Annotated in this window: 9 protein-coding genes and 1 pseudogene; all 10 read right to left on the bottom strand. The window is 35.8% G+C overall.

From position 1 onward, the window contains the following. Window positions 1-4: 4 nt before the first annotated feature. The 10 genes and pseudogenes from ALGA_RS04660 to ALGA_RS04615 all read right to left on the bottom strand — a co-directional run bounded on the left by ALGA_RS04660 (window position 5) and on the right by ALGA_RS04615 (window position 15,992). A complete protein-coding gene (locus ALGA_RS04660) occupies window positions 5-3,157 on the bottom strand; it encodes a glycoside hydrolase family 2 TIM barrel-domain containing protein (RefSeq protein ID WP_096428226.1) in 3,153 nt (1,050 codons plus the stop codon). 94 nt (window positions 3,158-3,251) lie between these two features. Beyond that, entirely contained in the window at window positions 3,252-4,883 is a 1,632-nt protein-coding gene (locus ALGA_RS04655; RefSeq protein ID WP_096428225.1) for a dipeptidase, read from the bottom strand. Window positions 4,884-4,940: 57 nt separating this feature from the next. Continuing rightward, window positions 4,941-6,248 (bottom strand): S28 family serine protease, encoded by a 1,308-nt coding sequence (locus tag ALGA_RS04650; protein WP_096428224.1) that lies wholly within the window; start codon window positions 6,246-6,248, stop codon window positions 4,941-4,943. A 61-nt stretch (window positions 6,249-6,309) separates the two neighbouring features. Continuing rightward, the gene (locus ALGA_RS04645; protein WP_096428223.1) at window positions 6,310-7,692 is read right to left on the bottom strand and encodes an aminopeptidase P family protein; all 1,383 of its coding nucleotides are present in this window, start codon (window positions 7,690-7,692) and stop codon (window positions 6,310-6,312) included. Between the two features lie 397 nt (window positions 7,693-8,089). Then, entirely contained in the window at window positions 8,090-10,288 is a 2,199-nt protein-coding gene (locus tag ALGA_RS04640) for an alpha-N-acetylglucosaminidase (protein ID WP_096433410.1), read from the bottom strand. 83 nt (window positions 10,289-10,371) lie between these two features. Further along, a pseudogene (locus ALGA_RS23550) lies at window positions 10,372-10,449 on the bottom strand (hypothetical protein); the annotation flags it as partial. A gap of 62 nt (window positions 10,450-10,511) precedes the next feature. Continuing rightward, complete coding sequence (locus ALGA_RS04630; RefSeq protein WP_096428222.1) at window positions 10,512-13,247, bottom strand: alpha-amylase family protein; 2,736 nt, start codon at window positions 13,245-13,247, stop codon at window positions 10,512-10,514. Window positions 13,248-13,318: 71 nt separating this feature from the next. Next, window positions 13,319-13,924, bottom strand: coding sequence for a lysine exporter LysO family protein (locus ALGA_RS04625; RefSeq protein WP_096428221.1), 606 nt, complete (start codon window positions 13,922-13,924; stop codon window positions 13,319-13,321). Window positions 13,925-13,981: 57 nt separating this feature from the next. Next, window positions 13,982-14,275, bottom strand: a complete 294-nt coding sequence (locus ALGA_RS04620; RefSeq protein ID WP_197705703.1) for a LysO family transporter — start codon at window positions 14,273-14,275, stop codon at window positions 13,982-13,984. Between the two features lie 190 nt (window positions 14,276-14,465). Beyond that, the gene (locus tag ALGA_RS04615) at window positions 14,466-15,992 is read right to left on the bottom strand and encodes a RagB/SusD family nutrient uptake outer membrane protein (protein WP_197705702.1); all 1,527 of its coding nucleotides are present in this window, start codon (window positions 15,990-15,992) and stop codon (window positions 14,466-14,468) included. Window positions 15,993-16,001: the final 9 nt, after the last annotated feature.

Below are 16,001 nucleotides of genomic sequence, written 5' to 3'. Positions count from 1 at the left end.
ATTTTTATTTAATTCTAGTCTTACTTAATTCATTCAAGTTTTTTTCTGCATTGATTGGTCGTAATATAAAACTGTAAGTATATTCCTCAGCCGGAAGTGAGTATTCTGCATGCACCGGAGCACCCCAAGAGTTGTCGCCACCTACACCCATTTGCTTGTAATCAATTTGAAAGCTGATGATCTCTCCTTTTTTGATTTCATTTCCATGTTTGTTGGGCTTTCCCTTTCCGGGATGATACAATTCCTGGTAATCGAATGCCAAAGCCGATGAGGAAAGTAAAGGAGCACCAATGGCCATCAATCCTTTGCCATCATTATTTGTTAACGCGATCCACCGAACATCGGTTTTGTTGCCCGTTTCCTGCGGACGAACATAAGGGTGATATTGTTCCCAAACTGTTCCTTTGTAATGATCCACCAACGCTCCCGATTTACGATCCCACATGCTTTCCTGCGGTCCCCGACCAAACCACTCAATATTTGAGAAGCTCCCCGGCAATTGCATTTGCATTCCCAAACGGGGTATCATTGACAAGTCGTTCGATTCTGGAGTAAAATGATTTTCGACTTCAATATCACCATTTCCCGAAATCAGGTAACGGGTTTTGTATTTGCTCGAAGCACTTGCCAGATTTAGTTGAACCACAAGTTCAATTTGTTGTGGACTAATTTGAGTGCTGGTAAAGGAAATTAACTCTTTCTCTTCTCCGGCATTTTTCCAAAGCTTGCATTTGGCAGGCGTTCCATTTCCTAAGTCATTATCTGTAACTGCCCGCCAAAAGAAGGGTATTAAAGCTTTTGTAATCATTTCTGTTCCTGCAATCTGATACGATTTTAAACTTCCCTCAGTCTTTGAGAAGATCATTTTGAAGTTTTGACCTTCAATTTTTAGCTCGCAGTCCGTTTCTTGCATTTTTAAAGACGGTAGAGATGTTGATTCAATTGCAATTGGTTCCTTAGCCATGGGTAATTGAAATTGTTCCCAAGCAATAGTATGTCCCTTAGGAATCATGGCTTGCTCAATGGTACTTTTGGCTTCGAATAGCAGGAAGTATTCTTTGCCTGCTTTTACTTCAAAATCAGGAATGTTGATGCCGAATTCTTTACTCTGATGTGCTGCACATTCTGAGGCATCTACTTCTCCATTTGCAATGATAGTCGCATCTTCTTTCAGATTCCAGCTAATTTTAACATTATCAAGATTCACAAAATCATATCGATTCAATATTCTAAAGCCATTGGTGGTATGATCAATTTTTTCGAAGGCAATAGGTTGATACACCTTTTTTACTTCCCAGATGTGCGGGTGAAGTTTGCGATCGGCAGAAACTAGTCCATTGGCGCAAAAGTTGGAATCGTTTGGCACTTTGTACACTCCCATATCGCCGCCATAGGCAAAAATAGTATCGCCTTGTTCTGTTACTTTCCTGAATGTTTGATCGACCCAATCCCAAATGAATCCACCTTGCAGCTGACGATGTTTGTAGATTAGATCCCAGTAATCCTGTAAATTCCCAAGGCTGTTGCCCATTGCATGTGCATATTCGCATTGAATTAAAGGGCGTTTCTGCACGTGCTCAACATATTTTACCATTTCCCACATGCGATCGTACATGGGGCAGAAAATATCAGTATTAAATTCCTGTCCCGAGTCTTCCGATTGAACCGGACGGCTTTTGTCTCTTTCTTTGATCCAACGATAAGTTGCTTCGAAGTTTTGACCACGACCAGTTTCATTTCCCAATGACCAAATGATGATGGATGCATGGTTTTTATCACGTTCTACCATAGAAATGGTTCGATCCATGAACGCTTTTTTCCAGTTTTCTTTGTTGGCCAAAGTTTTCTCCTTGTTGTAAGGTTCAGCACCATGAGCTTCAATATTGGCTTCATCAACCAGATATAAACCATACTCATCGCACAGCTCATACCAGCGTTCTCGGTTAGGGTAGTGTGAATTTCTCACCGCGTTGATATTGAATTGCTTCATGAGTTGAATATCCTGAATCATGGATTCTTCGGTAATTACTCGGCCATTTTCCATATCGTGCTCGTGGCGGTTTACTCCACGAATTGTTACCGGTACCCCATTTATTTGCAGCAAGCCGTTTTTGATTTCGCTGGTGCGGAAACCAATTTTTCGGCGAATAACTTCTGTGGTTTTATTTCCTGATTTTAATTCAATTTGCAGTGTGTATAAATTTGGTGTTTCTGCAGACCATTTTTTCACATCAGGTAAATTTGATGAAAAAGTTATGGAGTTACTTCCTTTTTCAAGTATTGTTTCTTTGTTAAGGGTACACACCTGTTTATCTCCATCCAGAATTTGAATTTCAAGCTTTCTTTTAGTTGCTTTATCAAAAGGATGATTAATCATCGTATTTAATGAGAAAACACCAGTATCATATTCTTTATCAAGATTCGCAGTCACAAAGAAATCTTCAATATGTGTTTTCGGACGTGCGTATAAGTACACATCCCGTTCGAAACCACTCACTTTCCAGTAATCCTGATCTTCCAAATAACTACCATCGCTAAAGCGGTAAATTTCTACTGCCAATTGGTTTTTGCCAGGTTTTACATATTTAGTAAGATTAAACTCTGCGGGTGTTTTACTTCCTTGACTATAACCTACTTTTTCACCATTTACCCACAAATACATAGCAGAACGTACACCACCAAAATGAATGTAAATTTCTTCACCCTTCCAGTCTGCTGAAATTTTAAATTCTCTTTTATAGGAACCAACAGGATTGTAATCGTGTGGAATATAGGGTTCGTTGTTAGGAAAAGGATAGGAAACATCAGTATAAATAGGAACACCGTAACCTTCCAGTTCCCAATGAGCGGGAACTTTTATATCCTTCCAACAGGAAACATCGTAATCGGTTTTGTAGAAATTCATGGGGCGGTCGTCAGGTTTCACCACCCAATTAAATTTCCAAATACCATTTAGGTTCATGAAATAGGGAGAATTTGTTTTTTGATTTTGAACGGCATTTTCCTGATTTCTGTAAGCGAAAAAGGAAGCCCGGGCTTTCTCCTTGTTGATCCCCACAACCTGTGGATTCTCCCAATCATTATTTATTTCAGGTGTTTGAGCTGAAAGTACAGTCGAAACCAATGCCAGAAATATTGCAATACTAAGCTTTCTCATTTGTATTATTATCTGTTAAAATTGTTGAGAAAGAAGATTCCGGAAAAGATATCCGGAAATCTCCTTCTCTAGTGTTAAGGAACTTAACTGTTAATTAAGATCCTTGCTTGTTGTTTGTGTATTTAGTAATTAATAGATCCCTAATCTTTGTAAACAAATCAACCACAGATTGCATGTTTTCATTGCTTTTTTGGGTTAGGAATTCTTTTGCCTTTTTAGGACTTATATCGTAAAGTTCTTTCGCTTTTTTGTCGGTAGCTTCCATATTGTCGAACAAAGTTTGCTGGAAAGGATCACGGTATTCCTGCATGTCCTTAACAGCATCCTGCCAGCGTAAATACATTAGATTATCTACAAAATCGATAGCCCATCGGGCCGAAGCCGGATTGTAATGTTCGGGGTCATAGTTCTTATACGACTCATGAATTTCTTGTGTTCCGGCATAAATAGGAACATAAGGAGAGGTAAATTGATTGTCCTGAAATACCCAGTATACACCGCCAATGGCATCAGGCAACCATGACCGCAATTGACAAATCATACCATAATTGCCTTTCGAAACATTTCTTCGGTTGGTAATGTCGAGTAATTCGCGCATTGCAGTTGTAGGAAAAGGTGTAGTTAGCGGACTCTTTACCAATTTGCCTTCTTTATTTGGAACGTACCAGTCGGGGTCAGAGGTTTTATCGTAAATGGTTCCCTCAAATGTTGATCGCTGAAAAGCCATAATATCCTGAACGGATATTTTTTTCTCAGGCTTTACCGAGAAAGGGTAGATGGAAACATCTTCCACATACTGATGGTATGCATCCTGACCTTTGAACGGATCGCTCAATTTTCTATCAGGCCATTGCTTTAAATTTGGGGCAAACTGAGAATAAAACAACCAGAATCGGCCACTGGCCCATTCCCGAAAACAGGGACTGTAAGCTTCCTGCCAGATAAATGGTTTGCCTGAGTCTGGATTGTACCAACCATGATCGATAGCAACCTGCTGGTAATTTTCAGATGCCATGAACCATTCAGGTTTACTTAAATCTATCTCTTTAATGATACTCCAGTTGGGCACGATGGCTATGTGATCGTCGGGAACACGTTGCGCTGCCCAGATGGCTCCTGATTTTCCTGATTCTGGAGTCCAGTTTTTACCAACAGCAACAATTTCCAGTACCCAGACTTCATTCGGATCGGCAATGCAAAGAGCTTCCGATTCGGGACCGCAGGAAGGCAGAAAACCATATTGATCCATTAGGGATGTTATTAATTGAATGGCTCCGCGTGCTGTTCTGCAACGCTGCAAGGCAAATATTTGAGCCTGCTCCACAGTCATAATTTGCTTACCGGTTTCACGATCAACCTGTAATTCGTCTTTTTGACTTAAGGTACTTTCTGCAATCGCCAATTGAAATTCGTTCGTATGGGAATAAGCAGAGTGGAAATAGGTGTAGGTTTGTTCCACTTGAGGAATTTCGCCAATTACCTCACCATAATTATTCAGTGAACCATTAATTTCTTGCAGTCCATAATAAACAGGAGTCATACTCCCCAAAGGGAATTTTTGACCATGAACAACACGTATTCGGGTATCGTTTCCTCCGTAGGTGTGCGATGTAATCACCGAACCATCAACCGTTGCTTTTTTACCGGCAACAATGTCGGTGCAGGCAGAGGCGTGCTGCCAAATTGCTGTGCACACCAGTAATGGAATTAATAGTAGTTTTTTCATGAACACAAAGTTTTCTGTTATCAATTGTTGGGAGTAATAGCTGATCAGTAGATGAAATTATTTCTGTAATAAAGATTCCTCATTAATTTCTATTTCTAGCCAAGCTTCCAGCGTCTGTACAATTTTAGCTTGTTTTTCCGGACTGAAATTTCTTATTCTTGTACCGTGAGAACCTTCAGGACGAATGAATTTTCGGCATTTTAAATTGTCTTTTAGATGAACTTGAGTTGCCGACCAGGTATCATATTCCCCATAAATAAAAAGTATTTTGTCTGCATCTGTTTGCAACCATTTATTCACAGCCAGCATACTTTTTTGGTTAAATGTTCCATCAACACCTTCGGGAAGAGTGAAGTCGAAAGTCAGGTCTTTATCGTAATTAACGTATTTTTTAAAAGGAGCTACTTCGTAGCTGTACATCCCAATTTCAGTTAATGCCTGATAGAAAAAAGGCTGTTGCTGTATAATTCCTGCACTATCGAAAAAATTAAATGGAGACGTTTTGATTAAGTGTGAGAATAAGTCGTTTGCTCCCGCATTTGAGTCTGGGATTTCATCACAATTCGTATTTCCCCACTGCCAAAAAGCGAAGGAGTATTCCAGAATGTTTAAATCCAATGCTTTTTCAAATCCCATGGGAAATTGATATTTGTTTTTTTCCGCATGCTCTTTTAAAAGTGGCAATAGTTCTTTTCGATTTTCGAAACAAGCCACCTGAAAATCTTTTACTTTGATACGTGATTCTTCACTTCCGACTTTTGCTAAATGCTCGTGTATTCTTTTGTCTTCACGTTCCAGATTCAATGGTGCAACATAGGCAATACTTACATCAACATCATTTGGATAAAAATATCTGTGATAGATTGTTGTTTGTCCGCCTTTGCTTATTCCTGTTGATATCCATTTGTTCTTGTAAATGGTTTTTAAGGCTTGAATTACAGCATGCTGATCGGCAGCAGCTTGTTTTATATTCAGGTATTTCCAGTCCAGACTATCAGGACGTGAATTGTTAAAGTAGCGATGCTCGATGGTAAGCTGGTTGGCATCCAGTAATTTACTTAATTCTCCAGCCTTTTCAGTCCAGATATTATAACCTTGAATTTCAACAAGCATAGGTCGGTCAAGAGCATGATGACCTAATAAGACTCTTTGTTTAAAAGTACCCAATCCAGGATTTTCATGATCTATTGGTTGTGTAAACCACATTTCGTAGTAGGCTGCGAAAGTTGTATCTCCTTGTATCTTTTCTAAAGCAACACAAGGCAATTCTTTTAACCTGCTTTCAAGATCTTTTGTTTGTATGCAAGATACGCTGCCTACCAAAAGAAATGCAAGCAATAGGTTTGTGATGTATTTTATTTTCATTGATGAGTCGTTTTCAGGCATATAAATGTTAGTTATTATTGATAAAGTGTGTTAAACAACTTTAAATTCGTTCTCTTTCCACATCAGCAATGTTTTTAGGAATTGGTTTTCCTAGTAAGCGTGCACCATCAGCAGTAATCAAGAAGTCTTCTTCGTTTCGGCAACCACCAAAATCTTTGTATTGCTCAACTTTATCGTAGTTGATGAATTGATTGAATCGTTTTTCCGCTTTCCATAGGTCTATCAGTTCAGGAATAAAATAGATTCCCGGTTCAATCGTCAACACAAATCCCGGTTCAAGTTCCCTGCCCAATCGCAAGGATTTTAATCCAAATTGAGTGCTTTTGGCTTCGCCATTGTACCCAACACAAACCTCACCTAAATTTTCCATGTCATGAACATCCATTCCCATCATATGACCAGTTCCGCATTGGAAAAATAAAGCATGAGCACCTTGTCGGATTGCATCGTCAAGGTCACCTTTCATGAAACCCATTTCTTTCATTCCTTCGGCAACAGTTCGACAAGCAGTAAGATGTACATCTTTGAATTTCACACCAGGTTTCAACTGATCAATTGCCGCATTATGAGCATTTAAAGCAATTTGGTAAATTTCTTTTTGGCGGGTTGTAAAAGTTTTATCTACCGGGAAAGTGCTCGACATATCTCCGGCATAATGCATCTCATTTTCGGCACCACAATCGAGTAAAAGCATATCTCCACTTTTTAATGTGTTTCCGTGGTAATGGTTGTGAAGAGTTTGTCCGTTAATTGTTGCGATTACTGGAAATGATAATTGCCCGCCCGAAGCAATTGCAACTTGTTGCACTGCTGCAGCAATTTCCGATTCCTTCATTCCCGGGCGAGCCATTCGCATGGCTGCAAGGTGCATTTCTCCGGTGATGTTTACAGCTTGTTCTAATTGAATAATTTCTTCATCAGACTTGTAGTTTCTTTGATTTACGACGGCCTGAATAAATGGTAATGATGCGTTTTCCGATGCAAGATTTGGATGTATCTGTAATAAATCGAGTAGTTTAATTTGATGTTCTGGTCGGTAAGGTGGCAGATGATGAATGGTTCTTGCTTTTACTGCGGCTTTATCGAGGTAGGTTTTTAAATCGGATATTGGCGCTGTTTCTCTAATTCCAACAGCTTCACTTTTTTCCTTAATTGTTGGCTGCGAACCCATCCAAACAATATGGTCGATTGTTAATTCATCGCCGAAAATAATTTCACGATTTTCATCGATATCAATAATGGCATTTAGTCCGGCATAATCCGAACCAAAGAAATATAGAAAGGTGCTATCCTGACGATAATGATAGGTATTGTCGGCATAATTCATTCCACATTCATCGTTACCAAGAAAAAGGAGGATTCCTGATTGAACTTCTGCTTTAAGCTTATTTCTTCTGTTAATGTAAGTTTCTTTTGAGAACATCTTAAGGAGTTTTGGGTTTATTGATGTTATGGCGTAAGAAGTTATTTTATGCGCAAATTAATAATCACAAAAAGGATGTGGCTCATTTGTTCAACGAGTAAATTTTAAAATTATATCTACGAGGATACACTAATCCCATTAAAGAATATAATCTATCTAAAATTTAGAGAACAAAATAAGTTGTGAAAGGGGATACTGGGGAAATTTAACAAATCCAACATTCGTACAAACCTTTGTACGAACAATTGTATAGAAGTATGAATTTGTTATAGTATAACATTCTAAATGTATAGTTAGTTGTGAAGTAAAAGTATGAAAAAATGGGTAATGTATTTTGCTTATCTACTTTAAAATGAGTTTAAACTGTTTATTATTGACGATTTGGATCAATGGTCGTTTATTTTTTGTTAGCATGTCGTTCTTCTTCAAATTTGAAATACATTTTAGCTGCAACTTTTAGTGGATCATCATAAGCTTTAATTTTTGATAAACCTGGAGTTGTTATCCAGTTCTCTTCCCATTCTCTCATATTTTGCTTTCTTCTATCAGAATTATCTTTATAATATTCTTGCCATCTAGGTACATAGTAATCTCGAATTAATCCGCTCCATACTCTACCAGAGTAATCATTAACAGGATCGCCTCCCCATGTTGTAACAATTCTTTTTGCGTCGGATTCGTAATAGTTTTTTTCTTGAGATGTATCTCCCCACTTACGTGAAAAATTTAACCAGTTTTCTAATTTGTAATTTGGATGAGTAGCGAGTAACTTATCAATAACTAAAAGAGTTTTCATAATCTCATCGAGTTCAGAAGAATATTTTTGTTCTCCTGATTCTAGGAACTTCATTAAACGTTGGTCCACTTCTAAGCCTAAATATTGAACAACAATTTCTATTGCGTCAAATGTATATAGATTACTATCTTTTAGTTCGTTTGAACAACAGATAAAGGCTCCAACAGCTTCTCTGAATTCTTCAGAGATATGAACTGTTGCATGATTTTCGACGCCTTCAGGTTTTTTATAAGGTCTAAATTGGTAGCGGTGCATAGGATGATCAGTAAAACTACCATAAGCTGATTTATTCAATAAATCGTATGCTTTCTTCATGTTCGAAGGATAAGCTCCGTAACGTTGCTTACAGTAGTTTTCGATCCAATTATCTAAACTGAATTTTTTCTTTTTCCATGCAACATCTGATAAGAGTTCATAAATAATTTCATTATTCTCAATACCTTCAGGAGCAAATCCAAATCCTACTAAATTCTTTTTATTCTCATAATTTAAAGCGTCAAAAGGAATAGAAGCATATACATCTAGTTTACCATTTAAAGGGATTTTGCCTCCCATGTTTGGTATAAAAGAATAGATCCATTTTTTTCCGAAAAAGCCGTTATACATTTTCCATGATGGATCGATCTTCCAAAACACATGATTGTATTCATTAGCCAAATCTAGAATTAGGAGTTTATCATCAGGGACTTCTTGCACTAAAGCACCTAATCTTTCTGGTGTCCAAAATAGTTTTCCATTTTCATCTTTGTGGTATGGGAATGTCCACCCTTGCATAACCCAAGTTGCATCGGGATTTGCTTCTTTAATCGATTGATAAACTGAAGCTCCATATCCTGCTAGTTCTTTTAATGCTTTTGTTGAATCTTTTGAAAGAGGAGCATCCATTTCATTAAAACTATCTGCTAGATAATATTCCCCTTTTCCAAACTCTTTTTCCCATTCTTGAATGTATAGAGTGCCAATTTCTTTAAAAAGTGGACTAGTGGGCGAAAGTATAAAACCATTGTTTTTCAGAGGTAAACCGCCTCCCCAGGCAAGTTCACGGATTTCTTCATTGGGATATAATCTCTTAAGTCCTTTTGGAACAAAACCTGCAAAGGCATGCACTATAGGAGACATACCCAAGGTTTCCATTCGGGTTAACATTTGGTGTGTTAATGTAATTTGTTTTTGAAAATAGGATTTAGGCAAAGGACCATCCCATCCATTTAGATTACCCATTCTGTTCCATGGGAAATATGCTGGTCCAGAAAAGTATTGATTCATTTCTGATTTTGATAATCCTAATTTTTGAAAAACTCTTGCCAAAATAGCTTCATGTGCGCCACCAATTAAAGGCATATTAATTCCATGAACAGCCATCCAATCTATTTCCTTTTCCCATCGATTCCAATCCCAGTAAGGGGTTGTATAACCATGCGTTACTACATTAAAGTAATATCGGAATTGGTAAGGGCTTTCTACTGTTCTATCAACTTCTGGTAAATGTTCTGGAATAGATATTTTAGATCCTGACCAGCTAATTATACTATTGCATTCATTTTTCAGATAATCGTACACACCTCTACAAAGAGCTATTTGTGAATTACCTTTTACGATAATTTTATTTTCCTTTTTTTGTAAATTAAACCAATCAGGAGTTTTGTCATCAGGTTCTAATTGAAGCTCAAAATTGGTAAGGTTTTCCTCACCAATACTCCTAGATAACACGTCAATTGACGCTTGTTTTTCATCATTACTCTGATTATCACAGGATAATATACATATTGATATTAAAAATAATACTAAAACAAATCTCATAATTTTCATTTTTTGTAAATGCATGTTAATTGTCATGATAAAGAACCGTTTTAATCTTTTTTATTTCTTATTATCGATTTTACTTATACTAGAATTTCACATTCTGAAATTTGATTATTTCGAATGATAATGTCATCTGCTCCAGAAATGTATATTCCATATTTAGCGCTATTGGTCTATATTTATTCTTATATTCCAAATGATTAATACTAATAACTAGTTATTAATATTTAATCACACCAAGTTTTGTATTTCTTTTTATTTCTCCAGATTCAAATATACAATGGGGTAGAGTCCTTTCCTTTTTAAGAGCATTTGTTTCAAGCTTAATTGTTTCGAATTTATTCTGTTCTATACTCATTGACCAAATATTTATCGTTCCATTCCAATCTGTTTTCATATCAAGGTCTATATGATTTTTACTAGAACCAAGTTCTATTGTGTACCATCCTGATGTAAGTCTTGGCATTTTGAAATTTTCATCAACAAGCTTCCCATTAAAATTTGATTTTATTTCTTTATTATTCTTCTTAAAATCTATTAAAGGTAATTTCAACTTCTTATCAGTTTCCGAAATTAACAGAAAGCCTAACTTTATATCACACTGATTGCTATTTATGTCAATATCCACAGTTAGTTTTGTTCCTTTTCTTTTACTAGAAAAACGACTTACTACTGGAGTGTGTTCTTCGAAAGAAGTAGGAAGTTGATTTGAATCTAATTCTTTTGTTCCGAGGCTAATTTTTTTAATACTAGCTTTGTTTAATAGTTTTGGAGCTATCGATGTAGCTTGATAGTTGATAGTCCAACTCCCATCATCATTTAAGTTTGAATTAAAGATCGCTCCAGCAATTAAAGGTTCATTGCATTCTTGGAGTGGATAAATTTCATATATCGCTGTTTCGTAAGCATCAATAGGCAAGCTTATTTTATCACCATGTTTATATAAATCGGGATATACAAAGCGGTATGGATAAACTTTTTCAATCACTAAATCTTTGGCTGTAGTATCGATCCCATTTGCCACCGAAATTTCCACTTCTAAATTTTGTTTCTTAATGAAGGGGTTTCGTGCAGCAATAACCCCTTTGTTTCCTTTCAAGTGTAAATAAGCATAGGCCTCTTTCTTTTCGGGGTTTCCGCCTATCATCTCGGTGTTCATAAGAACATCGAAGTTTTTGGTTGCCCATTTATATGATTTGGCAATAATTTTCCATTCAGCTTCTGACATAATATCGGGACTGGTGTACAGTTCGAACATAGAAATACCACGAGCAAAATATAATATAGCATTGTCAGAAAATTTGTCTAATGGCTCTTCTACGTGCAAATTTTCTAACTTCCCTTTAATAATACCATGGGTCATCATGTTACTTACTGGAAACCAGAAATTATTCGATTTAAGATCCTTATATAAAATCAAATCACGGTAGGTTATGGCTGCATCTCTTGAATTATAAGAGGGCACATCAGCATATCCGTAATCTTCACCTTGCATCCATATTTGATTGGCATATTTTAACCACCAAGGACTTAGCCAGGTTCCAGATGTTACACTATGGTAAACATTAGAATTTAATTTTCGGGTATTTTCAAGTGTCGAGATCAAAGTATCTAAAATAGCAACTTGTGAATATAATCCAATTGGATGACCATGATCAGGTTCACTACAAGAAAATTGGATTCCATCTAATTTAAAATATGAGATTCCTTTCTCAGCAAAATCGCTGGTACGTTTTTTAAAAACAGAACTGTAGTTTTTACCTGCAAGACATAATTGAGCTCCTCCCCATTTTTTTTCTGTGCCAACTACTTCATATCCATTCTTACGATACCAATTTATTCTCTTCATACGTGCAGAATATCCTCCTGTGGGACCAAACCAAATACCTAAATCAATATTATTCTGATGGAATTTCTTAATAATTGGTGATAAGCCATTGGGAAACTCCTTCTTGTTTAATTCCCACGCACTTTCATATACATCCCAGCCATCATCTAATACAAATGCATCTAATTGGATATCATATTTTTTGGTGAAATTCTCTTGAAAAGCATCATATAAACGTAAAACATTTTTTTCATTCATATAATCTATAGCTTGTAGTTCTTTCACATAACTACCTACAGGGTAATGGTCTCCTCTCAAATCATACCATGAATTATATAATAAATATGGTCTATCAATAGCCACTTTAATATCATTAATATAATTCATGAAGTGTTTTTTTACATAAATATCGGGGCTAAGACCAAATATAACCCAATCACTTTCAAGCCAATTGTTTGTTATTTTTTTACCTGAATATTTGGCACAGTTGAAATGATATTTATTTTTTCCTTTTTGTTCAAATGTATTTCTAGATATTGGTGATTCTAAACCATAAAAAAGTCCATTCTTAGAAAACTGCAAAGCAACAGGTTGACCAAAACCTCCTTTATTTAGAATTTTAACTGAATCTGTTATGGTAACTTCAGAATGAAAAGCATTTATTTTGTGCAATAAATGTTTTTTGTACAATGTATCTCTTATGGCAATTTTCCGTTTGTAATAATGTTTGTCGGGTTCTATCAAATAGGTGATTATCAATTGTAAATGTTGGTTTTTTCCTTTGTAATATGTTTCAAGTTGATGAAGACCATTTGTTATATTTGATTTCTTTGAATGTGTAAATTCGAAATCGTTCTTTGTAAGAATTGCTGGGTTTTCAGCATTATTACTCATTCCTGGAGCTAACCAATCAGTCCAAACAATCTCAAATGAAAAATTACCATCAAAATTAATTGTGCCATTAGATGTGTCATTTTTTATGCTAAAATTTTCTGAATACAATTGTTTGTTTTGTAGTTGAATCTCTACTTGAACTTGATTATTTTCGATAAGTAGATTTCGATTTTGTTGTGCTAAACTAATATGACTTATTACTAATAGAAGAAATAAGATGTTAATATCTTTCATTTTATGTTTTTTATTATTCTTGATAAATATGAAACACAACAGCTGTTTTTATCTGAATTATAGAGACTGTTTTATAAGAATTGAAGGATTAGAGGAACTATAATTGGAACTAAAATTGTTAAGACAATACCACTAAAAACGGCAATAATTGCATATTCTTTACCGGAATATTGCACAATAATTGGCATGGTTGTATCCATAGCTGTAGCACCACCTGATGCAATACCAGCAAGTTTACCAAAATATCGAACAAATAGAGGCGTTGCAAGAAGTGTTAATACTTCTCGGATGATATTTGAGAGTAAGGCGATCACGCCTAATGTTTCGCTATGAAATTCAGTAATTATAACTGATGATAGACTGTAATAACCAAAGCCCGCACCAACAGCCATTGCCTCACCAAAGTTGATGTCTGATAATAGAACAGATACGGCTGATACGCCAATTAGAGACCCTACTATTACTGATAATGGAACAAGTACAATTTTAATATTGACTTCTCTAATAACTTTCCAAGAATCACGGTCGGTTCCAATACCAATTCCGACTAAGAACATGAGTAGGTAGAGTGCATATATACTAAAGTCTCCTTTTAATAGCGAGCTAGGTAAAAATTGTGCTAGTCCAAGAATTAGCCCAAGAACAAAAAAACTGAGAATGATTAAACTGCCTTTCATAGAATAAATGATGTGTGGTTGCGGAAATTAGATTTAGATATCTATCAGGTATTGAGTTTATTCTGATTTCTTTGTTTGAAAGAAAAATTTGTATGTAGCCCAAGCGCAAATTAAAGATCCCAGAACTGCTCCAAGAGTAAGGACTAATGCTTGTATTCCGATCGTATGTAGATTACTGATTATTTTCTCATTGGTACCAACACCTATTCCAAGAAGGAAGAGTAGAAGGAAGATAGAGAATGATGTTAAAGCACCTACTATTTTTATTATTTTAGGTCTATTTCCAATAAATAGGCCAATGCCTATTCCTAAAATCATAATAGCTAGTACGATGATGATATCTTGTAGCATGTTTATTATGAATTATTATCGATTAATAATTAACAATTTATCCTGCAGATTGTATTTTGAAATTCCATCATAAAGAAAATAACAATTCTGATAACTATTAGAGTATAAAATATTTCTTCTTATATATATTGAGCGAAGCTAATTATAACTCCGCTCAATAATCTAACGGCTCACTTATGAAAACTAATTTCTAATCAATAGCGTTATTTGAGTTGATTTCACTTTCAGGAATAGGGAAGAAGTGGCTTGTATCACTAACTCCTATTCTACCATGATCAGTCATTGTTGAGTTTAATTTACCCCAACGTCTTAAGTCATGAAAACGTGAACCTTCCATAGCCAACTCACATACTCTTTCGTGCTCTATTTGATTGGTTACATCTGTTTTTGACGAACCAGTCATTGCAGGCATACCTGCACGTGCTCTTACAGCATTAATATAAGGGATTGCAGCAGAAGTCTCATTCAGCTCATTAAGGGTTTCTGCATACATCAATAGAACATCAGCATATCTAAGCAATGGAATATTATTACCTATGCTATTTGTATTTAGTTCTTCTAAAGTTTCAGGTAGATATTTTCTAAATCCTGTTTTATTCCGAGGAGTACCAGATTCATCCCACCAAGAATTAAAAGTTTTACCGTAAATACGAGGATTTGCAATATCGTTGAAATAGTCATCTTCGAAGAATAATGTTTCGTATAAGCGGTGATCGAATCGACCATCTGTTGCCGTTTTACCTTCTTTTTTAAACTCTTGCAATAGAAAATCACTACCAGCAATTTCATCCCATCCACCCATGCCTGCCGGTTTTAACCAACGGTGATAAGGGAATTTGAAAAATGCGCCATTATCTGTATTTGATGTTAATTGTAATTCGAATAATACTTCATCAGAATTCTGATTTATACCATTGAACATTGAAATAAATGATGATTCTAAGCTGTAGTTACCACTTGTAATTACTGATGTAAAAGCTGTTTTTGCTGCTGTGTACTTTGTAGCATCAGCATTTTCACTAGCATAGTAAAGATTAGCTTTTCCAAGATATCCTAGTGCAGTCCATTTCGTAGCACGACCAATATTATCAGTAGAATTACTTTCTGATAATTTTGTAGCAGCAGCTTCGAAATCTGCAATAATGAAATCCCAACATTCAGATCTTTCACTTACGCCTTTATCAATACTTGATAGGCCTTTAGGATAATCATCTCGAAGAATAATTTTCTCCCAGTTTAGAAGCAGCTTAAGATGATAATATGCTCTTAAGAAGCGAGCCTCTGCAATAATTTTGTCTTTAGCAACTGTACTGATTTGCTCTTCACTCATATCACCTACTTTTTCAATCACTTGATTGGCATAGTTGATACCTTTATAGTGAATGTTCCAATATTGTGTCGTTTGTGTATTACCGGCAGTAGAGTTAAAGTTGAAAATAGAGAACCAGTCTTCATAGTTTAAGGCATCATTACCTAGTTTAATCAAATCTGAAGGGAATAATTCTACCGTGAATTTAATTTCGGCAAAGCCCCAATAGCTGGTCGCACATTCAAGTTGAGAATAAGCGGCTGCAAGTCCTCCTTCAGCATCACTTTCGTTTCTCCAAAAATTTTCTCCAGTTAGTTGATCAGGAGACTTTACTTCTAGATGGCTTTCATCGCAAGCAGTGAAACTCAATCCAATGCAAATGAAGAATAAGTATATATATTTGTTCATTTTTTTCAT

This window comes from Labilibaculum antarcticum (genome assembly GCF_002356295.1).
GTDB lineage: Bacteria > Bacteroidota > Bacteroidia > Bacteroidales > Marinifilaceae > Labilibaculum > Labilibaculum antarcticum.
Note: the sequence above shows the minus strand (reverse complement) of the source record. Positions and strands in the feature narration are given on the sequence as shown.

Bases quoted from the DNA above. Each gene is read 5' to 3' on its own strand.
- ALGA_RS04620 (WP_197705703.1), bottom strand. From the start codon at position 14,275: ATGCTACAAGATATCATCATCGTACTAGCTATTATGATTTTAGGAATA.
- ALGA_RS04655 (WP_096428225.1), bottom strand. From the start codon at position 4,883: ATGAAAAAACTACTATTAATTCCATTACTGGTGTGCACAGCAATTTGG.
- ALGA_RS04645 (WP_096428223.1), bottom strand. From the start codon at position 7,692: ATGTTCTCAAAAGAAACTTACATTAACAGAAGAAATAAGCTTAAAGCA.
- ALGA_RS04650 (WP_096428224.1), bottom strand. From the start codon at position 6,248: ATGAAAATAAAATACATCACAAACCTATTGCTTGCATTTCTTTTGGTA.
- ALGA_RS04615 (WP_197705702.1), bottom strand. From the start codon at position 15,992: ATGAACAAATATATATACTTATTCTTCATTTGCATTGGATTGAGTTTC.
- ALGA_RS04640 (WP_096433410.1), bottom strand. From the start codon at position 10,288: ATGAGATTTGTTTTAGTATTATTTTTAATATCAATATGTATATTATCC.
- ALGA_RS04625 (WP_096428221.1), bottom strand. From the start codon at position 13,924: ATGAAAGGCAGTTTAATCATTCTCAGTTTTTTTGTTCTTGGGCTAATT.
- ALGA_RS04660 (WP_096428226.1), bottom strand. From the start codon at position 3,157: ATGAGAAAGCTTAGTATTGCAATATTTCTGGCATTGGTTTCGACTGTA.
- ALGA_RS04630 (WP_096428222.1), bottom strand. From the start codon at position 13,247: ATGAAAGATATTAACATCTTATTTCTTCTATTAGTAATAAGTCATATT.